Source organism: Serratia sp. CY33525, assembly GCF_052169115.1.
Classification (GTDB): domain Bacteria; phylum Pseudomonadota; class Gammaproteobacteria; order Enterobacterales; family Enterobacteriaceae; genus Serratia; species Serratia sarumanii.
Window position 1 is genome coordinate 197019 of record NZ_JBJNLK010000006.1, and the last position, 24863, is coordinate 221881.

Here is a 24863-nt window from a genome sequence, read left to right on the forward strand (position 1 = left end):
CAAGCTGCACCCTTTAAAATGATTCTGTTATCCGGCTTTTTTGCCGCCGAGCAGGTCCAGCACTTCCTGGACGCTGGTGGTATTCGCCAGCCGCTCGATCACGCTCTCGTCATCCAGCGCGTTGGTCAGGCTGGTGATCACCTGAATATGCTCGTTGTTGCGCGCGGCGATGCCGATCACCAGACGGGCCACTTCATCCTCTTCCTCGCCGAAGCGCACGCCCTGCGGGTACTGGCAGAACACCACGCCGGTGCGCAGCACCCGGTCTTTGGCCTCGATGGTGCCGTGCGGCACGGCGATCGACTCGCCCAGGTAGGTGGAGGTGAGTTTCTCGCGCTCCAGCATCGCCGGCACGTACTCCGCCTCGACGTAGCCGCCTTTCACCAGCTGCTCGCCGGCGAAGCGGATCGCCTGCTCTTTGTCGCTGGCCTGCAGGTTGAGGAACACGTTGCTCTCGCTCAGCTTGAACAGGTTCGATTCACCGGCTTCGAAGCTGTCGTCCAGCGCGCCCAGTACCTTTTGTTGGTTGTCGCTGGTTTTGTTGGCCGCCAGCAAACGGTCGACCAAATCGCTGTACAGCTTGCTGTCGAGGAAGTTGGTCAGCGAGATGTGCTGGGCCTGCGGCGCGTGGCGCATCGCACGCTCGGTCAGATCGCGGTGGGTGATCACCAGATCCACATCGTCCGGCAGGCTGTTGATGGCGCTGTTGGTCACCGAGATGTTCTTCAGCCCGGCGTCGGCCACTTTCTTGCGCAGCACCCCGGCGCCCATGGCGCTGGAACCCATGCCCGCATCGCAGGCGACGATGATTTTGCGCACGGTGCTCAGATCGCCGTCGACCGATGCCGGCGCCGCCGCGCCGCCTTTGGACTGCGATTTCATCTCTTGCATGCGACGGGTCGCGGCTTCCAGATCGTCATCCTCTTTCACCTTGGAGGTTTTCAGCAGGAAAGCGGACACCACGAAGGAGACGGCAAAGGCTGCGCACACCGCCGCAATGTTGGCGAAGTAGGCGCCTTTCGGGGTCATCGCCAGCACTGCCAGGATCGAACCCGGAGAAGCCGGAGAAACCAGGCCGCCGTTCAGCATCGTCAGGGTGAAGACGCCGGTCATGCCCCCCAGGATCACCGCCAGCAGCAGGCGTGGGTTCATCAGCACGTAAGGGAAGTAGATTTCGTGGATGCCACCCAGGAAGTGAATGATTGCCGCACCGCCGGCGGATTGCTTGGCGCTGCCGCGACCGAAGAACATGTAGGCCATCAGTACGCCCATGCCCGGGCCTGGGTTGGCTTCGATCAGGAAGAATACCGACTTGCCGACTTCCGTGGCCTGCTGGATACCCAGCGGCGAGAAGATGCCGTGGTTGATGGCGTTGTTCAGGAACAGGATTTTCGCCGGTTCAACGAAGATGGACGCCAGTGGCAGCAGGTTGTTCTTCACCATCACGTGCACGCCCGCCGCCAGCAGCTTGGAGAGCACCTCCACCAGCGGCCCGATGCCCAGGAAAGCCAGGATCGCCAGCAGCATGCCGATGATGCCGGCGGAGAAGTTGTTCACCAGCATTTCAAAACCGCTTTTGATCTTGCCGTCCACCCAGCGGTCAAAGTGCTTGATAGCCCAGCCGCCCAGCGGACCGGCGATCATCGAGCCGAGGAACATCGGCATGTCGGCGCCGACGATGACGCCCATGGTGGTGATAGCGCCGACCACACCGCCGCGCTCGCCGCCCACCAGCCGCCCGCCGGTATAACCGATCAGCAATGGCAGCAGGTAGGTGATCATCGGGCCGACCAGCTTGGCTAAGGTTTCATTCGGCAGCCAGCCGGTTGGAATGAATAGCGCGGTGATAATCCCCCAGGCGATAAAGGCGCCGATGTTGGGCATCACCATGTTGCTCAGGAAGCGGCCAAAGTTTTGTACTTTAACCTTGATGTCTGGTGAAAACATAAAACACACCCCTATTGTTACGCGCTGACAATAGAGCGCGTGATTATTGTTGTGACGATCCAGCCGTGTTGCCGCTGTATGCGAAACGGACTCTATCACGCTGTTTTTGTCACGCGAACTTCACGGATTTTTTGTGACACAAATCACATACAACACCCCAACAAACCACCATTTCTAGTGATAAAGATCACACTTATGGCGTGTAAAAAAAGCACAGTGAGAAAAAAATCGCCTGAAAACTCATAATAAAGTGATGTTGATCACATTTTTAAATTGATAGTTTGTTTTTAAATTGTGATAAGCATCACAATTTATTTTCAACTGCGGCGCCGATCGCGACGCTCTGTTTGATCATCCCTGTGAGCATTCATCCCGCCGGGAACTAGCGAAGTGATGAATGAAAGAAAACTACATTGCCGAATGAATGGATTAATTGAAGTGTAGTACAGAAGCCTGCGCAATAAACCAGCAAGCTATTGGAAACGCTGAGGGGAAATAAAACGGGCCGGCAATGCCGGCCCGTATGTCGTGAATGCGGCGCGTTATTGCGTCACGCTTTGAACGACTTTCTGCGCATTCAGCAGGTTCTGCTGCTTGGCCACCAGATTCGACATCATGGTGTTGTACTGCGCCACCTGCTGCGCGGTGCGGAACTGCACGCCGTTGTTGTTGAAGCTAACCTGGTTGCCCTGGCTCTGCAGGAAATCGCCAACCTGCACCAGATCCTGCACGAAGCCGGCGGTGGTCGGGATCGCCGGCATCAAGGCATTGGCCGGTGCGGTAACGATCTTGTCATAGGCCTGGTTGTACACCGCCTTCAGATCGTCGGGCTGCTTCAGCGCCGCGCGGGCGGTATCCGCCTGCGATTTAGCGGACTGGATCTGCTGGCCCAGCAGGTTCAACGCGCCGACCGATTGCTGCAGCGCGTCGCGTTTGTTCAGGTAGTCCTGCGCGGTGCGGATCTGGTTAATCTGATCCAGCGCCGGCGTCAGGCTGGCGCCGACCGACTTGGACAGCTGCTGCGAAAAGCCGACCAAAATCGCGTAATCGCCGGCATAGTTGCCGAACTTCTGCTTCTGGTCTTCGCTCAGCGTGGGGATGTTCGCCCCGCTGCGCATCACGGTATTCTGTAAGTAATCGATAAATGCTTTGCGCTGTTCCGGCTCTTTATCGCCGCAGGCGGTCAATTGCATGACCACCAACAATGCCAATACCGGTGCCAACCAACGCGCGAAACCTCTGCTCTGGATCCCTACCGCCATGTGACATAACTCCTGTTATAAACCTGCTTTTTCATTGGACTCCGCCCCTTTTTCCGCACTCCGTGCGCCTATAAGAATAGATCAACTGGCGGCATTCCGATACGCGATTCCACTTGCGATGAGCATTGCCCCGGCCGGATGCGGTTGAAAATCGTGCGCAAAACGCACTGAGGCTCATTGCCGTCGGCGACCGGACGCTTCAATTTCCCCAAGTCGCCCCCCAAGTCGCCCCCCAAGTCGCCCCCCAAGTCGCCCCCCAAGTCGCCCCCCAAGTCGCCAGGCGACCTTGCCTTCGCACCCAGGAAACGGAAATAAAAAAGGCGCCCGCAGGCGCCTTTTCACAGCAGAGAGGCCGCTTACTGCAACACGGAGATATCCGCCACCTGCAGGAACAGTTCGCGCAGCTTGCTCAACAGCGTCAGACGGTTCACGCGCACTTCCGCATCGTCCGCCATGACCATCACGTTGTCGAAGAACGCATCCACCGGCTCGCGCAGCGCAGCCAGCTCCACCAGCGCTTCCTGGTAGTTGCCCGCCGCGAAGTACGGCTGCAGCTTGTCGCGCAGCACCACCAGGTGAGTCGCCAGCTGGATCTCCGCTGCATCCTTCAGCACCGAGGCGCGCACGCTGTCGTTCAGCGTTTCGGTAGACTTGGCCAGAATGTTGGAGACGCGTTTGTTGGCCGCAGCCAGCGCCGCCGCCGCTTCCAGCGTACGGAAGTGGGAGACCGCCTTGACGCGCGCGTCGAAGTCGGCCGGCTTGGTCGGACGGCGCGCCAGCACCGCCTGAATGGTATCGACAGCGTGGCCTTCTTCCTGATACCAGGCGCGGAAGCGGCCCAGCATGAATTCCACCACCTCGTCGACCACCTTGGCGTTGGTCAGCTTGCTGCCGTACAGGCGCACGGCCTCTTCGGTCAGGGTCTGCAGATCCAGCGGCAGGTTTTTCTCGACGATGATGCGCAATACGCCCAGCGCGGCGCGGCGCAGCGCGAACGGGTCTTTATCGCCTTTCGGATGCTGCCCGATGCCGAAGATGCCGGCCAGGGTGTCCATCTTGTCGGCGATCGCCAGGGAACAGGCCACCAGCGACTGCGGCAGCGCATCGCCGGCGTAGCGCGGCTGATACTGCTCGTTCAGCGCAACGGCGACGTCTTCCGCCTCACCGTCGTGGCGCGCGTAGTGCATGCCCATCACGCCCTGGGTGTCGGTGAATTCGAACACCATGTTGGTCATCAGGTCGCACTTCGACAGCAGGCCCGCGCGGGTGGCGTGGTTGACGTCGGCGCCGATCTGGCCGGCAACCCAGCCCGCCAGCGCCTGAATGCGGTCGGTCTTGTCGCGCAGGGTGCCCAGCTGCTGTTGGAACAGCACGGTTTCCAGGCGCGGCAGGTTGTCTTCCAGGCGTTTCTTGCGGTCGGTGTTGAAGAAGAACTCGGCGTCGGCCAGACGCGGACGCACCACTTTCTCGTTACCGGAGATGATCTGCTGCGGGTCTTTCGACTCGATGTTGGCCACGAAGATAAAGTTCGGCAGCAGTTTGCCCGCGGCGTCGTACACCGGGAAATACTTCTGGTCGCCCTTCATGGTGTACACCAGCGCTTCCGCCGGCACCGCCAGGAATTTCTCTTCGAATTTGGCGGTCAGCACCACCGGCCATTCCACCAGCGAGGCCACTTCTTCCAGCAGACTGTCGCTCAGATCGGCCTTGCCGCCAATCTTCTGCGCCGCCAGCTCGGCGTCGCGCTTGATGAGGGCTTTACGCGCTTCATAATCGGCGACCACTTTGCCGCGCTCCAGCAGGATCTGCGGGTATTGGTCGGCGTTGTCGAGGGTGAACTCGGCTTCGCCCATGAAGCGGTGGCCGCGCACGGTGCGCGCAGAGTCGATGCCCAGCACGGTGCCCGGGATCAGATCGGCGCCCAGCAGCATCGTGACGGTGTGCACTGGACGCACGAACTGCACGTCGGAGTCGCCCCAACGCATCAGTTTCGGAATCGGCAGTTTAGCCAGCGCGGTGCTGACCATGCCGGCCAGCAGCGCCTGCGCCGACTGGCCTTTGACGTGGGCGCGGTACATCAACCACTCGCCCTTGTCGGTCACCAGGCGTTCAGCCTGATCGACGGTGATGCCGCAGCCGCGCGCCCAGCCTTCGGCCGCTTTGCTCGGTTTGCCTTCGGCGTCGAACGCCTGGGCGATCGCCGGGCCGCGTTTTTCAATTTCGCGATCGGCCTGCGCCGCGCTCAGGTTGGCCACTTTCAGCGCCAGGCGGCGCGGTGCGGCGAACCAGCTCACGTCACCGTGTTCCAGGCCGGCGTTGTCCAGCTCGGCGGTGAAGTTGGCGGCGAAAGATTCCGCCAGGGAACGAAGAGCCTTCGGCGGCAGCTCTTCCGTGCCGATTTCCACCAGGAAAGTCTGTTGAGTCATGGCTGCCTCTTAGTTCTCGTTCTTCTTGTTGCACATCGGGAAGCCCAGCGCTTCGCGGGAAGCGTAGTAGGCTTCGGCAACGGCTTTGGTCAGCGTGCGGATGCGCAGAATGTAGCGTTGACGCTCGGTCACCGAAATCGCCTTGCGCGCGTCCAGCAGGTTGAAGGTATGGCCCGCCTTCAGGATGCGTTCGTAGGCCGGCAGCGGCAGCGGTTTTTCCAGCGCCAGCAGCGATTGGGCTTCTTTCTCGTACTGCTCGAAGCAGGAGAACAGGAAGTCGACATCGGCGTATTCGAAGTTGTAGGTGGACTGCTCCACTTCGTTCTGGTGGAACACGTCGCCGTAGGTGGTGACGCCCAGCGGGCCGTTGCTCCACACCAGATCATATACGCTGTCCACGCCCTGGATGTACATCGCCAGGCGCTCCAGGCCGTAAGTGATCTCGCCGGTCACCGGCTTGCACTCCAGGCCGCCGACCTGCTGGAAGTAGGTGAACTGCGTCACTTCCATGCCGTTCAGCCACACTTCCCAACCCAGGCCCCAGGCGCCGAGCGTCGGGTTTTCCCAGTTGTCTTCCACGAAGCGAATGTCGTGGATGGTCGGATCCAGACCCAGCTCTTTCAGCGAGCCCAGGTAGAGTTCCTGAATGTTGTCCGGCGATGGCTTAATCACCACCTGGAACTGGTAGTAGTGCTGGAGACGGTTCGGGTTTTCACCGTAGCGGCCGTCGGTCGGGCGGCGGGATGGCTGCACATAGGCGGCGGCCATCGGCTCCGGCCCCAGTGCGCGCAGGCACGTCATCGGGTGTGAGGTTCCCGCGCCGACTTCCATGTCCAATGGTTGAACGATGGTGCAGCCCTGGCGCGCCCAATAATCCTGCAGTGTCAGGATCAGGCCCTGGAAGGTCTTGGTATCAAACTTTTGCATGTTGAATTCGCACGCGATACAAGTGGATTTAGATGGAATGCGCCAGTATACCCTTTGACCGTAAGATATACAGCCAGAATCCGGCAACAAGTGCGAATCGGGACGAGAAGCGCTGGATTTTCCCGCGGCGGGCGCAGCGGGAAGGACAACACGCCGGCCGGTTACCTTGCCGTTCAGAAAGACATACCCGGCACACACATTAGATCCCCTTAACAAAAATATCACTCACCGCCGTTTAAATAGTCAATTGGCTGAACGCTATTTCCCTCTTCATCGACCAAATTTAAGCTGATTTACGTGCGTATATCCTTATATTTCCCACGAGATAAAGTTGCACCAATGTTATTTTTGTTAATTTTATCAACTAAAAAACTCCCTTCATCGAGAGATAATGTGATCAAGTGCCAGATTATTTCTTATGTCGTGAAAAATAAGGCGATATCGCGCGGCGTGCCGACGCGTTGGGTATGGAAGGAATGACCATGGATGAAATACGGCGCTAACGGGCCACAGAAACAAATTGACAGTTAATCTTTGGTTATACAATAATAAATAAAATTTTCCCTGGTGTTGGCCAAGTGGCTACCTGATCCTTTCATAGGATCAGTTTTTTTTTGTATTTCCGCCAACGTCACTGCGGCCCGCATAATTCCCCCCAGGCCGCCTTTCGCATAAATCCCTTATCAGACCTTATGGCTTATCCTGATCCTGCGCCCTTGAACGCGCCGATGGCCAATTCAAAAACGCGCGCTGACGCCGACGTTATACATAAACTGCTCGCCGCTGCTCAGCCCGCCGGTTTGCGAGACGGTGGCGAAGGCCGATACCCTGTCCGTCAACGGCATGTTGGCCCCCAACGTGACATCCACCCAGTTTTTGTCCTGGCCCGCACTGTCGCGGGTGAACGAGGTTTGCGTCGATTTCAGGCCGCCGCCGGCGCGGTAGACGTCGTCGCCGAACTGGTGCTGATAACTCACTTCCGCATAAGGGTTAAACACGCCGAATTGCGTATCCAGCCGCCAGCCCAACGCGCCGATCTGCGAGTGGTAGGTTTGATCGTTGAAGCGCATGGCGGTGCTGTCATCGCCATCTTCGCTGTAGCCGGAAACGCGGCTGTAATCCCAGGCGAACTGCGCCACCGGCCCGGTGGTCAGGTAAGAAGCGATCGGGAAGTCATAGCCGGCGGTCACGCGCGCGCCCCACTGCCTGCCGGTGGTCGAACCGGTTTCGGTGCGCGTCAGCGGCCCCAGCCGCAGGCTGCGGCGGATGTCGTCATAATCCATCGTCGCATAGTGCAAATCGGCGTTGACCCAGCCCTGCTCGAATATCGCCAGTGAACTGAAAGCCGACAGCAGCAGCCCGCGCGCCTTGTAATCAAAGCGGCTGGAAGGATGTTGATCGTCGTTGGAACCGGCGATCAACGCGCCGATCAGCCAGCCGTCGGTCAGCTGATAGTCCACCCCGACGGTCAGGTTGTGGGTGGTGGCGTTGCCGTCCCCCGCCGCCCGGTTATCGGCATAGTCATAGTGCTGGCCGGCGTAACCGCCGAACACGCCCAGCGAACCCTGCGGGTTGTCGCCGTGGCGCAGCTGCTGGAAGCGGCTGTCGAGCGTGGCGCGGCTGTCGCGCGCCATCGCCGCCGTCGCCTGATTCAGCGCCACCACCTGCGCCGGGCCATCCAACACCGCCTGGATATAATCCGCAATCAGCAGGTGCGCCTGCGGGCTCGGGTGGAAATGGTCGGAGAACAGATAGGACTGGCCGGCGTCGAAGCCGGGCATATCGGAGCTGCAGACCGCCGAGGAAACGCCCGGCGGGCAAGCCATGCCGGCGGTGTTGGCGAAGCCGAACTGCGCCGGATTGGCGATCGCTTCGGCGAACAGCTTGTTGACGTCCACCCGCACGATATTGCCGCCGCCCTGCGCCAGCAAACGGTCTTCACTTTGATTATAGAAATCGGTCAGTTGGGCGGCCTGCGCGCTCAGGCTGTCATACGCCGCGATAAGCTGCGTGGCGATCGCCTGCTGCACCTGAGGAATGGCGCTGCCCTGCTTCGCCGCGGCGGCCAACGCCGCGTGGATCGCCTGCGTGCGTGAAGCGTTGTCCGGCGTCGCCACCGAATTAAGCGTGGCATAGGCCGCCTGGATCGCCGCCCCCTGCACCGGCGACAGCGCCTGTTGAATGATCAATTCCATCAGCTGCGGCGTGGAGCCGATGTTCGGCACCGTCGGCACGATCACCGTGCCGGCGCCGGCGTTCAGCAGCGAATGCACCTGCGCGGCTGCCGCGGCGGCGCTGTTATAGGCCACGCCGGGCGCGGTAGCGGCATTTAATGCCGCCGCCGCCAGATCGTTGCCGCCGATCCAATGAACGTACAAACCGTCGCCGTCGGCCTGACCGTTGACCCGGTTCAGATAGCGCTGCACCTGATCCTGGGTGTTGTCGGCCGGGTTCAGGCCCGGCACCGCCACGGCGCCGCCGGCGGCGTAGTTCTCACCGCCGTTGTCCGAAGCCACCAGCGCCGCCCCGATGCGTTGCGCCAACGCTTCGTCGTACAGCAGGTGCTGGTTACCGTCATAGGTGAACCGGCCGTTGTTGCCGGTATCGCTCAGGCTATCGCCAAAGACGTAGAGTTGATCGTACGCCTGAGCCGGAAGGGTCACACTGCAAAGCAACGCCACTGCAAGCGCCGCCGGGCGGGGCATGCACGTTATTTTTAGAGGCATGAATCGACTCCTGAGAGCCTGCAAATGAAGGCAATGTCGTTTTTATCGTTGGCCGGTTTTCCACCGGCCATGTAGTAACTATTGTCGGCTTTTTCGTCACGTCAAGCGGGCTGATGACAAAACAATCAGAGGCTTGCCAAGTTCGGCGCTTCGAGCGATGATTACTGTTCATAAATACAGCATAAGGACAGTCAGGATGGCAGACGAACGTTGCGGTTGGGTGACGGCCGATCCGTTGTATCTCGAGTATCACGACCAGGAATGGGGTGCGCCCACCACCGACGCGCGCGAGCTGTTTGAAATGCTGTGCCTCGAGGGGCAGCAGGCCGGCCTTTCCTGGATCACCGTGCTGAAAAAGCGCGAGAACTACCGCCGCGCTTTCCACGGTTTCGATCCGCAGCGGGTCGCCGCCATGACCGAACAGGACGTGGAAAACCTGCTGCAGGACAGCGGCATCATCCGCCACCGCGGCAAGATAGAAGCCATCATCACCAACGCCAAAGCCTATCTGGCGATGGAGGCGGCCGGCGAGAATTTCGTTACCTTCATTTGGGACTTCGTCGGCGGCCGGCCGCAGCTCAACCGCTGGCAGGCGCTGAACCAGGTGCCGGCCAAAACCGAGCAGTCCGACGCCATGTCCAAGGCGCTGAAAAAACGCGGCTTCAAGTTTATCGGCTCCACCGTTTGTTACGCCTTCATGCAGGCCAGCGGGCTGGTGAACGATCATCTCACGGGATGCATGTGCTACCCAAAGCCACGGTGATCCGCCCCTGTGGCCCGGAGGATATCGACCGGCTGATGGCGCTGTGGCTGCCCAGCACCATCGCCGCTCATCCGTTCGTGGCGGAAAAATACTGGCGTGAGAGCGCCGCGCTGGTGCGTGAAAACTACCTGCCGCGCGCGCAAAGCTGGGCCTGCTGGCATAACGACGAGATCGTCGGCTTTATCAGCGTGCTGGACGAACAGTTCATCGGCGCGCTGTTTGTCGATCGGTCGTTTCACGGCCGCGGCGTCGCCCAGGCGCTGATGACGCACGTGCAGCAGCGCTACCGCCGGCTCAGCCTGGAGGTGTACCAGCAGAACCTGCGCGCCTGCGCGTTCTACCACAGGCACGGTTTTCAGGTGACGCAGCGCCTGTTCAATGATGAAACCCAAGCCTATACGCTGATCATGAACTGGCCGGCAGTCGAAAATTCAACCTGTTATGCTTAAAAAAGGCGCATCCGCACTCCGGATGCGCACAATTAAGAATCCGCTGCATAGCGCCGCCCGGCGTTTTACCGCATAACTCCCCCAGCACTTACCCGCGCTCATCATTTGTCACGTTTTTCTCCGGAACTGCCGGCGAAACCGCGCGTCATAGGTAGCGCGGCGACGCGGGCTCCCTGCGTCACCCACTTTTTTTTGCGTCCCCGCTTTGGGCCGGCGCGTACAGATTCTGATGCCATTAAGGACAAGAACATGAAAAAACGCATTGCAATTATTGCCGGCGCCGTGAGCCTCACGCTCGCGCTGTCGGCCTGTACCACCAACCCTTACACCGGTGAATCCGAAGCCGGTAAATCCGGCATCGGCGCGGGCCTCGGCGCCGCACTGGGCGCCGGTGTCGGCGTGCTGTCCTCTTCCAAGAAAGATCGCGGCAAGGGCGCGCTGATCGGCGCAGCGGCCGGTGCAGCCCTCGGCGGCGGCGCTGGCTATTACATGGACGTGCAGGAAGCCAAACTGCGCGACAAGATGAAAGGCACCGGCGTCAGCGTCACCCGCCAGGGCGACAACATCGTGCTGAACATGCCGAACAACGTGACCTTCGACAGCAGCAGCGCCACGCTGAAACCGGCGGGCGCCAACACCCTGACCGGCGTCGCCATGGTGCTAAAAGAGTATCCGAAAACCGCAGTCAACGTTGTCGGCTACACCGACAGCACCGGCTCCCGCTCGCTCAACATGAACCTGTCGCAGCAGCGCGCCGACGGCGTAGCCAGCGCGCTGATCACCCAGGGCGTGGCGGCGAACCGTATCCGCACCACCGGTGCCGGTCCGGACAACCCGATCGCCTCCAACAGCACCGCGGAAGGCAAGGCGCAAAACCGCCGCGTCGAGATCACCCTCAGCCCGCTGCAGTAATCCCGTGCGGGGCGCCACCGGCGCCCCGCCGCCTCTCTGCGATTTTCGCCTTACCCTTCAACATTCCCGCCCGCACATCGGGTATGGTAGTCTCCTTGGCAATTAACCGCAGGAGGGATCGGCTGTGAGCACAGGCAAGGCAACGCGCGCCTCAGGACGCGCCACCATCAGCGATGTGGCCAGCATCGCCAAAACCGGCAAGACCAGCGTGTCGCGCTATCTGAATGGTGAACAGCACCTGCTTTCTGACGATCTCAAACAGCGCATCGAACAGGCGATCCAGCAGCTCGACTACCGGCCAAGCCAGATGGCGCGCAGCCTGAAGGGCGGCCAGACCCGCCTGATCGGCCTGATCCTCGCCGATATCACCAACCCCTATTCGGTGGACGTGATGCGCGGCATCGAGGCCGCCTGCCGCCAGCACGGCTTTACCCTGCTGGTGTGTAACACCAACAACGAAGTCAATCAGGAACAGCACTACCTGCAGCTGCTCAGCAGTTACCGGGTGGAGGGCATCGTGGTCAACGCGGTCGGCATGCGCGAGGAAGCGTTATCCACGCTGCAGCAGTCGATGCTGCCGATGGTGCTGATCGACCGCAAAATCCCCGATTTCGCCTGCGACGTGGTGGGCCTGAACAACCGCGAAGCCGCCACCGTCGCCACCGAACACCTGCTGCAACAAGGTTTCGAAGCGATTTTATTCCTCAGCGAGCCGCTCGGTACGGTCAATACCCGTCTCGAGCGCCTGCACGCTTTCAGACATACCATGGCGCAGCACCCCACGCTGTCGGCGGAGCAGGCCGAAACGCCGCTCAACGATCGGCAGAAGCTGGAGCAGGTGCTGAGCGATTTCAGCGGCCGCCATCGCGGCATGCGCAAGGCGGTGATCTCCGCCAACGGCGCCCTGACGCTGCAGGTGGCGCGCGCCATGCGCCGGCTCGGCATCCAGTGGGGCAACGACATCGGCCTGCTGGGCTTCGACGAGCTGGAGTGGGCGGAGCTGGCGGGCGTCGGCATCACCACGCTGAAACAGCCCACCTACCAAATGGGGCACGCGGCGCTGGAGCGGCTGGTGCAGCGCATTCAGGGCCTGGCCGCCCCCAGCGGCGAGCAGATGTTCTCCGGCGAGCTGATCGTCCGCGGCTCCACCACCCGCTAACCCGCCTTCTTCGGGGCCGTTGCCCGCCCCGCCCTCATCGGCTGTTTTTTGCTCAGCTTCGTGATTGCGATCATATTTTTACACTCTGTCGCTTTTCGCTGGAACCGGTTCCATTTAACGTACCGGTAACAGCAGCGGCGGCGACAATGCCGCCTCAGGAGTCAAAATGAAAACAGAAATCATCGTGGTCACCGGCGCCTACGGCACCGATACCGTCAAACAATACGGCGGCCAGCGCGCGCTGTTGCCCATCATCGCCGGTGCGGGCGCCGACGGGGTGGAGATCCGCCGCGAACTGTTCGCCGCCGGCGAATTGGACAGCCTGCCGGCCCTGGCGCAAGAGATCGAACGCCAACAGCTGTTCGCCGTCTACTCCGCCCCTGAGGCGCTGTTCACCCCGCAACATACGCTGAACCCCAACCTGGCGGCGCTGCTGGCGGAAGCGCAGGCGCTGAACGCGCGCCGGCTGAAGCTGTCCCTCGGCCATTTCCGCCCCGGTTTTGATTTTACCGAGCTGAAAGTGGCGCTGGAGCAGCACCCGGTCAAACTGGTGGTCGAAAACGATCAGACGCCGGACTGCGGCATTTTGTCGATGCTGAACGCCTTTTTCCACGCCGCGGAAGATAGCCACCTGCCGGTCAGCATGACCTTCGATATGGCCAACTGGCTATGGGTGGGGCAAGACGCTTTCGCCGCCGCCGAACGCCTGGCCCGCCACGTCGGTTACGTGCACGTCAAAGCCGCCACCCAAGGCCCGCGCGGCTGGCGCGCCGTCGCGCTGGACGATACCGACGGCAGCTGGCGCGATCTGCTGGCCCGCCTGCCGCACGATGCGCCGCGCGGCATCGAATTCCCGTTGCAGGGCGATGATCTGGAAGCCGTCACCCGCCATTACGTCAATATTTTGCGTGCGGAGTAACCCCATGATGACAACGTTAACGGCAACGACGGCGCAGCAGGCGCCCCTGGATGTGGTCACGCTGGGCGAAGCCATGGCGATGTTCGTGGCGGCGCAAACCGGCGATTTGGCGGAGGTGGAAACCTTCACCAAACGCATCGCCGGCGCCGAGCTGAACGTGGCGATCGGCCTGGCGCGCCTGGGCATGAATGTCGGTTGGGTCAGCCGCGTCGGCAACGATTCGTTCGGCCGCTTCACCCTGCAGCAGCTGAAAAAAGAAGGCATCAACTACCGGCAGGTGACGGTCGACGGCCACTATCCCACCGGCTTTCAGGTGAAATCCAAAACCGCCGATGGTACCGATCCCAGCGTGGAATACTTCCGCAAAGGCTCGGCGGCCAGCCACCTGTCGGTCGCCGATTTCAACCCTGAGTATTTCGGCTCCGCCCGCCACCTGCACCTGAGCGGCGTGGCGGCGGCGCTGTCCAGCGAATCGCTGGCGCTGTGCCACCATGCGGCGCGCGAGATGCGCGCCATGGGCAAAACCATTTCATTCGATCCCAATCTGCGCCCGGTGCTGTGGCCCAGCCGCGAGGTGATGATCGAGCAGTTGAACCAGCTGGCGTTCGCCGCCGACTGGGTGCTGCCGGGGCTGAAAGAGGGGCAGATCCTCACCGGCCAATCGACGCCGGAAGGCATCGCCGATTTCTATCTGGAGCGCGGCGTGCAGGCGGTGATCATCAAAACCGGCCCGGACGGCGCCTGGTTTAAAACCGCCGCCGGCGACAAGGCGGCGGTGGCCGCGGTCAAGGTCGACAACGTGGTGGATACCGTCGGCGCCGGTGACGGCTTTGCCGTCGGCACCCTCAGCGCCCTGCTGGAAGGCAAAACGCTGATACAGGCGGTGCAGCGCGGCAACAAAATCGGTTCGCTGGCGATCCAGGCCATCGGCGACAGCGAGGGCCTGCCGACCCGCGCGGCGCTGGCCGAATAACAATAAAAAAAACGACTTCTCCGCATGACGTCAACCTCTGGCCCTACAACCGGGACGCGTCGGGAGAGCATCTGCCCCTTCCTCTTGCATGCCCAGCGTGCCGGGCGAAGGGGACGCAACACCACTGAAGGATACTGAACATGAACAAAGCGACTGTCGCGGCCAAACGCTGGTGGTATATCATGCCCATCGTGTTTATCACCTACAGCCTGGCCTATCTCGATCGCGCCAACTTCAGCTTCGCCTCTGCCGCCGGCATCAATGAAGATCTCGGCATCACCAAAGGCATGTCCTCGCTGCTGGGCGCGCTGTTTTTCCTCGGTTATTTCTTCTTCCAAATTCCCGGCGCCATCTACGCCGAACGCCGCAGCGTCAAAAAACTGATCTTCTGGTGCCTGATCCTGTGGGGCGGCTGCGCCTCGCTGACCGGCGTGGTGAGCAATATTCCGATGCTGGCCGCCATCCGCTTTATCCTCGGCGTGGTGGAAGCGGCGGTGATGCCGGCGATGCTGATCTACATCAGCAACTGGTTCACCAAATCGGAGCGGTCACGCGCCAATACCTTCCTGATCCTCGGCAACCCGGTGACGGTGCTGTGGATGTCGGTGGTGTCCGGCTACCTGATCCACGCCTTCGGCTGGCGTGAAATGTTCATCATCGAGGGCATTCCGGCGGTTATCTGGGCGTTCTGCTGGTGGGTGCTGGCGAAAGACAAACCGGCGCAGGCCGGCTGGTTGAGTGCCGATGAGAAACAGGCGCTGCAACAGCAGCTGGACGAAGAGCAGAAAGGCATCAAGGCCGTGCGCAACTACGGCGAAGCCTTCCGTTCGCGCAACGTGATCCTGCTGTGCGTGCAGTACTTCGCCTGGAGCATCGGCGTGTACGGCTTCGTGCTGTGGCTGCCTTCCATCCTGCGCAGCGGCATGCAGATGGGCATGGTGGAAGCCGGCTGGCTGTCGGCGGTGCCTTACCTGGCGGCGACCATCGCCATGATCGTGGTCTCCTGGGCGTCGGACAAAATGCAAAACCGCAAGCTGTTCGTCTGGCCGCTGCTGCTGATCGGCGCGCTGGCGTTCTTCGGCTCTTACGCCGTCGGCGCCAACCACTTCTGGATCTCCTACGGCCTGCTGGTGGTCGCCGGCGCCGCGATGTACGCCCCCTACGGGCCGTTCTTCGCCATCATTCCGGAAATGCTGCCGAAAAACGTCGCCGGGGGCGCCATGGCGCTGATCAACAGCATGGGCGCGCTGGGTTCGTTCTTCGGTTCGTGGTTCGTCGGCTATCTGAATGGCGCCACCGGCAGCCCGGCGGCCTCTTACATGTTTATGGCCATCGCACTGGTGGTGGCGGTGGTGTTGACGCTGATCGTCAAACCCGCCCGCAACGAGATCCAGCCGCAATTGGCTTGATCCGGTTATACTTTTTATCTGTTAACCCAACCGGGGGGCGCCATGCCCCCTTTGGCCCAGCTGGAGTTCGTGATGAAGCCTTCTATCGTATTGTACAAAAGCCTGCCCGCCGATCTGCGTGAACGTCTGGAACAGCACTTCACCGTGCACGCCTTCAACGGCCTGCAGCCGGAGAACCGCGACGAACTGCGCCAGGCGCTGCAGCAGGCCGAAGGGATCATCGGTTCCGGCGGTAAAATTGACGAAGCCTTCCTGAAGCAGGCGCCCAAACTGCGCGCGGCCTCGACCGTTTCCGTCGGCTACGACAACTTCGACGTCGAGGCGCTCAACGCCCATAACGTGCTGCTGATGCACACCCCGACGGTGCTGACCGAAACCGTCGCCGACACCATCATGAGCCTGGTGCTGGCGACCGCGCGCCGGGTGGTGGAAGTGGCGGAGCGGGTGAAGGCCGGCGAATGGCGCGGCAGCATCGGGCCGGACTGGTTCGGCGTCGACGTGCACCATAAAACCATCGGCATCCTCGGCATGGGGCGCATCGGCCTGGCGCTGGCGCAGCGCGCGCACTTCGGCTTCGGCATGCCGGTGCTGTACAATGCCCGCCGCACGCACGAAGAGGCGGAGCAGCGCTTTAACGCACGCCGCTGCGATCTGGATACCCTGCTGGCCGAGTCGGATTTCGTGTGCATCACGCTGCCGCTGACCGAACAAACCTTCCACATGATCGGCCGCGATCAGCTGGCGAAGATGAAGAAAAGCGGCATTCTGATCAACGCCGGCCGCGGGCCGGTGGTGGATGAGCAGGCGCTGATCGAAGCGCTGCAAAACGGCGTGATCCACGCCGCCGGGTTGGACGTGTTCGAGAAAGAGCCGCTGCCGGCCAACTCACCGCTGCTCAGCATGCCGAACGTGGTGGCGTTGCCGCACATCGGCTCCGCCACCCATGAAACGCGCTACGGCATGGCCGCCTGCGCGGTGGATAATTTGATCGCCGCGTTGACCGGCACGGTGAAAGAAAACTGCGTCAACCCGCAGCTGTTGCGGAAATAACTCAGCGCGGCCGGTGGTCTGCGGATAACCGGCCGTGTTGCTCTTCCTGCTGCGGCGCGAACAGCGCCTGCAGCTGATGTTCTTCGGCGAAGTGCTGCAATTCGGCATCCTGAATTGCCTGAACGATCTCTTCTCGCCAGTTTTTGTCCGTCATCGCTAACCTCCTTTGATGTTCATCGTTTAATCTGCCGCAGCGCGCGCGCAAAGCCAAGCCGAATCAATCCGAAAACGCTCCGCCCTTTCTCTCCTCCCCGAAAAACCCTCGCAGGGAGGAGGCTATTTTTCCGCCGTTTGCCACACTGGGCGCTACCCTGCGAGAAAAACGCTTCCTGCCGCGCGTAAGGAGAGCCATGAAACTGTTACCCCTGCCCTTGTTGATGCTGCTGTCGCCTTCGGCGCTGGCCGGCTGGACGCTGCCGGGTTTCCCGGCCTTCGACGAAACTGCCGCCGGGCTGTTTACCAGCCAGGCCGCGCTGCCCAAAGGCCAGCTGCCGCTGCGCCTGTATCAGGATAACCACTGTTGGCAGCCGGCCGAGGCGGTGAGGCTTAACCAGACGCTGTCGCTGCAGCCCTGCGGCGCCCATCCGCCGGCCAGCTGGCGACAGTTCCGCGCCGGCGACTATCAGGTGCGCATCGACACCCGCAGCGGCACGCCGACGCTGCAGCTTAGCCTGCGCAGCGCGCCGGAAAGCGCCGCCGTTGTTGCCCGCAACTGCCCGCGCTGGGACGGCAAGCCGGTCACGGTCGACGTCGCCTCCACCTTCGCCGAAGGCGAAACGCTGCGCGATTTCTATTCCGGCCAAACGGCGCAGGTGAACCAGGGAAAAATCACGCTGCAGCCCGCCGCCGCCAGCGGCGGCCTGTTGCTGCTGGAGTCCGCCGCCACGGCGAAACCGGCGGCGTTCAGCTGGCATAACGCCACGGTCTACTTTGTGCTGACCGATCGCTTTAAGAACGGCAATTCGGCCAACGACCACAGCTACGGGCGCCGCAGCGACGGCCTGCAGGAAATAGGCACCTTTCACGGCGGCGATCTGGCCGGCCTGACGCAAAAACTGGATTATCTGCAGCAGCTCGGCGTCAACGCCTTGTGGATCAGCTCGCCGCTGGAGCAGATCCACGGCTGGGTCGGCGGCGGCACCAAAGGCGATTTCCCGCATTACGCCTATCACGGCTATTACGCGCTCGACTGGACTCGCCTCGACGCCAACATGGGCACCGAACAGGAGCTGCGCACGCTGGTCGAGCAAGCGCATCGGCGCGGCATTCGCATTCTGTTCGACGTGGTGGTGAACCATGTCGGTTACGCCACGCTGGCGGATATGCAGACGTTTCACTTCGGCTCGCTGTATCTGCAAGGCGCGGAGGTGGAGAAAACCCTGGGGAAAAACTGGGGCGACTGGCGCCCCGGGCCAGGGCAAAACTGGCACAGTTTCAACGACTACATCAACTTCAGCGACAAGGCGGGCTGGCGCCAATGGTGGGGGAAAAACTGGATCCGCACCGACATCGGCGACTATGACTCACCGGGCTATGACGATCTGACGATGTCGCTGGCCTTCCTGCCGGACATCAAAACCGAAGCGCCCGGCGCCAGCGGCCTGCCGCTGTTCTATCGCCACAAACCCGACACCGCCGCACGCGACATGCCCGGCGCCGCCACCCGCGATTACCTGACCGTCTGGCTCAGCCAGTGGGTGCGCGATTACGGCATCGACGGTTTCCGCGTCGATACCGCCAAGCACGTGGAAAAACCGACGCTGGCGCTGTTGAAGCAGCACGCCACGGCGGCATTGGCGGCGTGGAAAGCAGAGCATCCGCAGCAGGCGCTGGATGACGCGCCGTTTTGGATGACCGGCGAGGCCTGGGGCCACGGGGTGATGAAAAGCGACTATTACCAAAACGGCTTCGACGCGATGATCAACTTCGATTTCCAGGATCGGGCGTCGCAGGCGCTGGGCTGCTTCGCCGACATCGACGCCACCTACCGGCAGATGGCCGAGCGGCTGCAGGATTTCAACGTGCTGAGCTACCTCTCTTCACACGACACCCGGCTGTTCTTCGCCAGCGACGCCAAAGGCTCGCTGCCGCTGCAACAGCGGGCGGCGAACCTGCTGTTGCTGGCGCCGGGCGCGGTGCAGATTTACTACGGCGATGAAAGCGGCCGCCCGCTCGGCCCCACCGGTTCCGATCCGCTGCAGGGCACCCGCTCCGACATGAACTGGCGTGAGCTGCCGGGGGAAAAAGCCCCGCTGCTGGCCCACTGGCAACGGTTGGGGCAGTTCCGCGCTCGCCATCCGGCGATCGGCGCCGGCGTGCAAACCCCGCAACCGCACGCCGCCTATTATGCCTTCAGCCGCCGGCTCGGCGACGATAAGGTGATGGTGGTGTGGGCCGGCGAACGGTCACAATAATCCAGCGTAATATGCTACCAATCGGCCAATGGGCGAAGTTTGTGCCCATTGGTCGATTTATCGGCCGCGTTGCAGCGGGGTTTGTCTGGCGGTATGGTGGGGGATTACCTGCTAAGAAACAGTACTGCTGCACCTATGACTTTCTCACTTTTCGGCGAAAAATTTACCCGTTATGCGGGCATTACCCGTTTGATGGACGACCTGAACGAAGGCCTGCGCACCCCCGGTGCCATCATGCTCGGCGGCGGCAACCCGGCGCAGATCCCAGAGATGGAAGCCTACTTCAAACAGCTGTGCCAGGAGATGCTCGACCAGGGCAAACTGACCGAAGCGCTGTGCAACTACGACGGCCCGCAAGGCAAGGACGCGCTGCTGAAAGCGCTGGCCAATCTGCTGCGCGACGAGCTCGGCTGGGAGATTTCGCCACAGAATATTGCACTGACGAACGGCAGCCAAAGCGCGTTTTTCTACTTGTTCAACCTGTTCGCCGGCCGCTATGCCGACGGTTCGCGCCGCCGCGTGCTGTTCCCGCTGGCACCGGAATACATCGGCTATGCCGACGCCGGGCTGGACGAAGGGCTGTTCGTCTCCGCCAAACCGAACATCGAGCTGCTGCCGGACGGCCAGTTCAAGTATCACGTTGATTTCGAACACCTCACCATCGGCGACGACATCGGCATGATCTGCGTTTCACGGCCAACCAACCCGACCGGCAACGTGATCACCGACGAAGAGCTGATGAAGCTCGACCTGCTGGCGCAGCAGCGCGACATTCCGTTGGTGATCGACAACGCCTACGGCGTGCCGTTCCCCGGCATCATCTTCAGCGACGCCACGCCGCTGTGGAACCCGAATACCATCCTGTGCATGAGCCTGTCCAAGCTCGGCCTGCCGGGCTCGCGCTGCGGCATCGTGATCGCCGACGAGAAGGTGATCACCGCGCTGACCAACATGAACGGCATCATCAGCCTGTCGCCGGGCAGCATGGGGCCAGCGATGGCGACGGAAATGATCGCGCGCGGCGATCTGCTGCGCCTGTCGAACGAGGTGATTCGCCCGTTCTACAAACAGCGCGTCGAGCACACCATCGAGATTATCCGCCGCTACCTGTCGCCGGAGCGCTGCCTGATCCACAAACCGGAAGGGGCTATCTTCCTCTGGCTGTGGTTCAAGGATCTGCCGATCACCACCGAAGTGCTGTATCAGCGCCTGAAAAAGCGCGGCGTGCTGATGGTGCCGGGCCATTACTTCTTCCCGGGGCTGGAGCACGACTGGCCGCACACCCACCAGTGCATGCGCATGAACTACGTGCCCGACCCGGAGAAAATCGAGCGCGGCGTGGCGATCCTGGCGGAAGAGATCGAACGCGCGCATCAGGAAGGCTAACGCCAGCTGATTGAAAATCGACCGATAAAGATATACGATGCATATATCGTATATCTTTTTTTTGGAGGGCTAGCGATGACTCGCATCGTGATCGATTTACCTGAAGAAGACCTGCGGCAGCTCGACAATCTGAAAAATATCCGCCACGTTCCCCGGGCCGAAATCATCCGTCAGGCCGTCTCCCGTTATCTGACGGAGAACCACGTTGAAGATCCCAGCAATGCTTTCGGGCTCTGGTCCGGGGCGATGGGCGATGGCGTAGACTACGAAAATCGTCAGCGCGAGGAGTGGGAATAATGGTGGCTCAACGGGCGTTATTCGACACCAATATCCTGATCGATTATCTCAACGGCATTCCTCAAGCCAAAGACGTTCTGACCGAATACCACATCAACCCGGCTATTAGCGCCATCACCTGGATGGAAGTGATGGTGGGTGCCAAAAAACAGGGGCCGGCGCTGGAGCTGAAAACGCGCCAGTTTTTAGGGCAATTCCTGCTGCTGCCTATTACCGATGAAGTTGCCGAACGCGCCGTAGAACTGCGCCACTCACAGCATGTGAAGCTGCCGGACGCCATTGTCTGGGCCACCGCGCAGGTGGGGTTCCGGACGCTCATCTCCCGCAACCCCAAAGATTTTGGCACTGACAACGGCGTGTTAATACCTTACCGGCTGTAGTCGGGCAGCGTTACAGCGTCCAGAACAGCACCGCCAGCAGCTGCGGTGATATGATGCGCAGGAACATCGCCAGCGGATACACGGTGGCGTAAGACAGCGCGGCGGCGCCGCTGGTAGGATGCAGACCGTTGGCGAAGGCCAGCGCCGGCGGATCGGTCATCGATCCCGCCAGCATGCCGGACAGCGTCAGGTAGTTCATCTTGCCCACCGTGCGCGCCAGAATACCGACGCTCAGCAGCGGAATGGCGGTGATCAACGCGCCGTACCCGACCCACGTCAGCCCCTCGCCGTGCAGCAAGGTATCGATGAAGTTGCCACCCGACTTCAATCCGACCACCGCCAGAAACAGCACGATACCCAGTTCGCGCAGCGCCAGGTTGGCGCTCGGCGGCATAAACCAGTACAGCTTGCCGATGCTGCCGATGCGCCCCAGGATCAGCGCCGCCACCAGCGGCCCGCCGGCCAGCCCCAGCCGCAATGCCGCCGGGAAGCCGGGCACGAACAGCGGAATGGAGCCGAGCAGCACCCCAAGGCCGATGCCGATAAACACCGGCAGCATCTGCACCTGCTGCAGTTTTTGTTGGGCGTTGCCGACGATTGCCGTCACCGCGTCGATGGCCTCCGGCCGGCCGACCAGGTTCAGAATGTCGCCGAATTGCAGCGTCACGTTGCTGCCGGCCACCAGCTCCACGCCGGCGCGGTTGAGGCGTGAAATTACCACGTCATACTTTTGCTTCAGGTTCAGATCGCGGATTTTCTTGCCCAGCACCTGCTCGTTGGTCACCACCGCCCTCACCACCTGCAGAGCGGTGCCGCGCGTGGACAGCGAGGCGTCCACCTCTTCGCCGATCACCAGCCGGGCGTTCTCCAAATCTTCGCGTTTGCCCACCAGATGCAGGTAGTCGCCCAGCTCCAGCCGCTCGTGCGGCGCCGGCACCATCAGCAGCTCCCCGCGTTTGAGGCGCGAACAGACGATCGCTTCACCGTTGAGCAGCGGCACCTGCTTGATCGCCATGCCCTGCAGATTGGGGTTGCGCACCGCCACGTTGATGGCGTGTAGCAGCTCACGCTGATTGCCCAGGCTGCTTTCAAACGCCTGCGCCTCGCGCTCGATGTTGATGCGGAAAAACAGCCGAATCAACCACATCACCAGCAGGATGCCGCATATGCCGAACGGATAGGCCATGGCGTAACCCATCCCCATGCCGTCCACCAACGCCGGATCGGAACCGAGATCGGTCAGGATTTGCTGACCGGCGCCCAGCGCCGGGGTGTTGGTGACCGCGCCGGAGAACACGCCGAGGATGATCGGCAGCGGCACGTCGAACAGCTTGTGTACCGCCGCCGCCACGACGCCGCCGGTCAGCACCAGCAGCACCGCGAAGGCGTTGAGGCGCAGCCCGGAGACGCGCAGCGAAGAGAAGAAACCGGGGCCGACCTGAATGCCGATGGTGTACACGAACAGGATCAGGCCAAACTCCTGAATAAAGTGCAGCATGTCCCCGTTCAGGTTGATTTGCCCGCTCTGGGCGAAGTGGCCGACCAGGATGCCGCCGAACAGCACGCCGCCGATGCCCAGCCCAACGCCGTACAGCTTCCAGTTCCCCATCCACAGCCCAATGACGGCCGCCAGCGCCAACATGCTGACGGTCAGGGCGATATCGCTCATAGGTCACATCCTTGCCAAAGTTGAAAAGGAATTTGCGGCCAAAGACACACAATTAACAAGGATTATGACATCGGACAAACGGGGGGACTGTGGCATGCGCCACATAACGCAGCGGGGGAGACCCGTCTGGATCTCCCCCGCATGATGATGACCGTTTTTCAGTCGGTTATTTGGCTTCCAGCTCCGGCGCCGCGCCGATGGCGATGCGCTGCGGCTGCAAGGCTTCCGGCACCTGACGCACCAGATCGATGTGCAGCAGGCCGTTTTCAAATTTGGCCTCGGACACCTGCAGATGCTCCGCCAGGGTGAAGGTCAACTGGAACTCTTTGCACACCAGGCCCTGATGCAGGTATTCGACCTGTTTTTCCGGCGGCGTGGGTTTACCGCTGACGGTCAGCCGCGGCCCTTCCACTTCGATATTCAGTTCGCTCTGCCGGAAACCGGCCAGCGCCAGAGAAATGCGGTAGTGATTGTCATCGCTTTTCTCGATGTTATACGGCGGGAACCCCTGGGGTTCCTGGCCGCCCATTGAGCTGGCCAATTTATCAAAACCAATCCACTGACGCAGAAGCGGGGATAAATCGTAATTACGCATAGGAACAACTCCTTTCATTAAGCGAGATGTGTTTATTCAGCCCCCTGACGGCAGGCTAGGTATTATTTGCCGGCAGCGTACCTGCCGGCGAAACGGAAATTTATTTAATTTCGATGCGGCGCGGTTTTAATGTTTCCGGCACGATACGTTGCATGTCGATATACAACAGGCCATTCTCCAGTTTGGCGCCTTTAATTTGAATATGTTCGGCCAGCTGGAATTTACGCTCGAAATTACGCTCGGCGATACCTTGGTATAAATAGGTTTTTTCTGCCGGTTCGTTATTGTGCGCCCCGCGCACGATCAGCAGATTATCTTGCGTGGTGATCTCCAGCTCCTGCTCGGCAAACCCGGCTACCGCGATGGCGATGCGATAATGATTTTCGTCCACCAGCTCGACATTATAAGGCGGATAACCGCCGTTGCCCTGACTCTGGCCGGCTTCCAGCGCGTTGAACAGGCGATCGAAACCAATGGCGGAACGGTATAGCGGGGAAAGATCAAAATTACGCATAAAACAGCCTCCTAAGGCACTTCAGCGAGGTTGAAATAAATACGCCTTCCACTCTGGACAGGCTAATTAAGCCAGAATTCCCTTACGGCGAATTCTCAATTCGGCTCTGATGATAAAATGGGGGTTGATTTCATCAATTCAACAGGCGAGGATCAAAAAAACTTCGTACCGATTAGGCGAAAGTTTTTTTACCACTTACACTAAAGTGAGAGAGCCGCCACAGAGCGGGATTTTGCTTCTTTTAAAGCAGCGACAGGATGTTATAACTCAGCTTAATTTTAGGGGCACAGCAACCCTGCAGGATGGATTAATGACGACGATGAAAGCGATAGCGACGGGCTGCATGTTGTTGGCGACCAGCGGTTGCTCCAGCGTGATGAGCCATACCGGCCCGAATCAGGGTTACTATCCCGGCACCCGCGCCAGCGTGGACATGCTGAAGGACGACAACACCAGCTGGGCGATGATGCCGCTGGTGGCGCTGGATCTGCCGTTCTCTGCGGTGATGGACACCGTACTGCTGCCTTACGACTATCTGCGTTCCGGCAACGACGCCACCGCAGACTCGCCAAAAGCGCGCATCCTGCGCAGCGAGCAGCAGAATCTGGCGGCAACCGGCAATCCCGGCGAAGGCAACGACAGCGCCGCCCCCCACTAATCACACACGCAGCGGGCCATCAGGCCCG

The 24863-nt window shown here is 61.0% G+C and carries 22 protein-coding genes; 13 read left to right on the plus strand and 9 right to left on the minus strand.

The features are described from left to right. Window positions 1–27: 27 nt before the first annotated feature. From ACJ8IM_RS16610 to ACJ8IM_RS16630, 5 genes are all read right to left on the minus strand, one after another. Complete coding sequence (locus ACJ8IM_RS16610; protein WP_033636552.1) at window positions 28–1947, minus strand: PTS mannitol transporter subunit IICBA; 1920 nt, start codon at window positions 1945–1947, stop codon at window positions 28–30. 542 nt (window positions 1948–2489) lie between these two features. Continuing rightward, entirely contained in the window at window positions 2490–3209 is a 720-nt protein-coding gene (locus tag ACJ8IM_RS16615) for a DUF3053 domain-containing protein (RefSeq protein WP_033653963.1), read from the minus strand. A 356-nt stretch (window positions 3210–3565) separates the two neighbouring features. Beyond that, window positions 3566–5635, minus strand: a complete 2070-nt coding sequence (gene glyS / locus ACJ8IM_RS16620; protein ID WP_033649541.1) for a glycine--tRNA ligase subunit beta — start codon at window positions 5633–5635, stop codon at window positions 3566–3568. 9 nt (window positions 5636–5644) lie between these two features. Beyond that, window positions 5645–6562 carry a glycine--tRNA ligase subunit alpha gene (gene glyQ / locus ACJ8IM_RS16625; protein WP_004933966.1) on the minus strand — a complete coding sequence of 306 codons (918 nt, stop codon included), beginning with the start codon at window positions 6560–6562 and terminating at the stop codon, window positions 5645–5647. A 737-nt stretch (window positions 6563–7299) separates the two neighbouring features. After that, window positions 7300–9288 carry an autotransporter domain-containing esterase gene (locus tag ACJ8IM_RS16630; RefSeq protein WP_033653962.1) on the minus strand — a complete coding sequence of 663 codons (1989 nt, stop codon included), beginning with the start codon at window positions 9286–9288 and terminating at the stop codon, window positions 7300–7302. A gap of 196 nt (window positions 9289–9484) precedes the next feature. Here ACJ8IM_RS16630 and ACJ8IM_RS16635 point away from each other — a divergent pair, with 196 nt between their 5' ends. The 8 genes from ACJ8IM_RS16635 (at window position 9485) to ghrB (ending at window position 16922) form a co-directional block, all read left to right on the plus strand. Then, window positions 9485–10051 (plus strand): DNA-3-methyladenine glycosylase I, encoded by a 567-nt coding sequence (locus ACJ8IM_RS16635; protein WP_033636547.1) that lies wholly within the window; start codon window positions 9485–9487, stop codon window positions 10049–10051. Beyond that, window positions 10048–10500, plus strand: coding sequence for an N-acetyltransferase (locus tag ACJ8IM_RS16640; protein ID WP_072008409.1), 453 nt, complete (start codon window positions 10048–10050; stop codon window positions 10498–10500). Before ACJ8IM_RS16635 ends, ACJ8IM_RS16640 begins: the two co-directional genes overlap by 4 nt. A gap of 249 nt (window positions 10501–10749) precedes the next feature. Further along, window positions 10750–11412: an OmpA family lipoprotein gene (locus ACJ8IM_RS16645; RefSeq protein ID WP_033631402.1), complete on the plus strand. Its 663-nt coding sequence runs from the start codon at window positions 10750–10752 to the stop codon at window positions 11410–11412. 124 nt (window positions 11413–11536) lie between these two features. After that, entirely contained in the window at window positions 11537–12571 is a 1035-nt protein-coding gene (locus ACJ8IM_RS16650; RefSeq protein ID WP_033653960.1) for a LacI family DNA-binding transcriptional regulator, read from the plus strand. Window positions 12572–12737: 166 nt separating this feature from the next. Then, window positions 12738–13490 carry a sugar phosphate isomerase/epimerase family protein gene (locus ACJ8IM_RS16655; RefSeq protein ID WP_033653959.1) on the plus strand — a complete coding sequence of 251 codons (753 nt, stop codon included), beginning with the start codon at window positions 12738–12740 and terminating at the stop codon, window positions 13488–13490. Between the two features lie 7 nt (window positions 13491–13497). Then, a complete protein-coding gene (locus tag ACJ8IM_RS16660; protein ID WP_033649579.1) occupies window positions 13498–14463 on the plus strand; it encodes a sugar kinase in 966 nt (321 codons plus the stop codon). Between the two features lie 140 nt (window positions 14464–14603). Further along, a complete protein-coding gene (locus ACJ8IM_RS16665) occupies window positions 14604–15872 on the plus strand; it encodes an MFS transporter (protein ID WP_033636543.1) in 1269 nt (422 codons plus the stop codon). A 72-nt stretch (window positions 15873–15944) separates the two neighbouring features. Next, window positions 15945–16922: a glyoxylate/hydroxypyruvate reductase GhrB gene (gene ghrB / locus ACJ8IM_RS16670; protein ID WP_033636542.1), complete on the plus strand. Its 978-nt coding sequence runs from the start codon at window positions 15945–15947 to the stop codon at window positions 16920–16922. A 1-nt stretch (window position 16923) separates the two neighbouring features. Here the strand turns inward: ghrB and ACJ8IM_RS16675 are convergent, their stop codons facing one another. Beyond that, the gene (locus ACJ8IM_RS16675; protein WP_019455508.1) at window positions 16924–17076 is read right to left on the minus strand and encodes a hypothetical protein; all 153 of its coding nucleotides are present in this window, start codon (window positions 17074–17076) and stop codon (window positions 16924–16926) included. Window positions 17077–17272: 196 nt separating this feature from the next. Here ACJ8IM_RS16675 and ACJ8IM_RS16680 point away from each other — a divergent pair, with 196 nt between their 5' ends. The 4 genes from ACJ8IM_RS16680 to ACJ8IM_RS16695 all read left to right on the plus strand — a co-directional run bounded on the left by ACJ8IM_RS16680 (window position 17273) and on the right by ACJ8IM_RS16695 (window position 21399). Further along, entirely contained in the window at window positions 17273–19336 is a 2064-nt protein-coding gene (locus ACJ8IM_RS16680) for an alpha-amylase (RefSeq protein ID WP_033653958.1), read from the plus strand. A gap of 135 nt (window positions 19337–19471) precedes the next feature. Beyond that, a complete protein-coding gene (locus ACJ8IM_RS16685) occupies window positions 19472–20722 on the plus strand; it encodes a valine--pyruvate transaminase (protein WP_004933935.1) in 1251 nt (416 codons plus the stop codon). 75 nt (window positions 20723–20797) lie between these two features. Further along, window positions 20798–21019 carry a ribbon-helix-helix domain-containing protein gene (locus ACJ8IM_RS16690; protein ID WP_004933932.1) on the plus strand — a complete coding sequence of 74 codons (222 nt, stop codon included), beginning with the start codon at window positions 20798–20800 and terminating at the stop codon, window positions 21017–21019. Further along, the gene (locus ACJ8IM_RS16695; protein ID WP_033653957.1) at window positions 21019–21399 is read left to right on the plus strand and encodes a type II toxin-antitoxin system VapC family toxin; all 381 of its coding nucleotides are present in this window, start codon (window positions 21019–21021) and stop codon (window positions 21397–21399) included. Before ACJ8IM_RS16690 ends, ACJ8IM_RS16695 begins: the two co-directional genes overlap by 1 nt. Window positions 21400–21409: 10 nt before the next feature. Here ACJ8IM_RS16695 and ACJ8IM_RS16700 read toward each other — a convergent pair whose 3' ends face one another. The 3 genes from ACJ8IM_RS16700 to ibpA all read right to left on the minus strand — a co-directional run bounded on the left by ACJ8IM_RS16700 (window position 21410) and on the right by ibpA (window position 24177). Continuing rightward, the gene (locus tag ACJ8IM_RS16700; protein WP_033653956.1) at window positions 21410–23068 is read right to left on the minus strand and encodes a putative transporter; all 1659 of its coding nucleotides are present in this window, start codon (window positions 23066–23068) and stop codon (window positions 21410–21412) included. A gap of 166 nt (window positions 23069–23234) precedes the next feature. Beyond that, window positions 23235–23663, minus strand: a complete 429-nt coding sequence (ibpB, locus tag ACJ8IM_RS16705) for a small heat shock chaperone IbpB (RefSeq protein WP_033653955.1) — start codon at window positions 23661–23663, stop codon at window positions 23235–23237. A 100-nt stretch (window positions 23664–23763) separates the two neighbouring features. Further along, window positions 23764–24177: a small heat shock chaperone IbpA gene (gene ibpA / locus ACJ8IM_RS16710; protein ID WP_004933919.1), complete on the minus strand. Its 414-nt coding sequence runs from the start codon at window positions 24175–24177 to the stop codon at window positions 23764–23766. 310 nt (window positions 24178–24487) lie between these two features. Here ibpA and ACJ8IM_RS16715 point away from each other — a divergent pair, with 310 nt between their 5' ends. Then, a complete protein-coding gene (locus tag ACJ8IM_RS16715) occupies window positions 24488–24835 on the plus strand; it encodes a YceK/YidQ family lipoprotein (RefSeq protein WP_033653954.1) in 348 nt (115 codons plus the stop codon). Window positions 24836–24863: the final 28 nt, after the last annotated feature.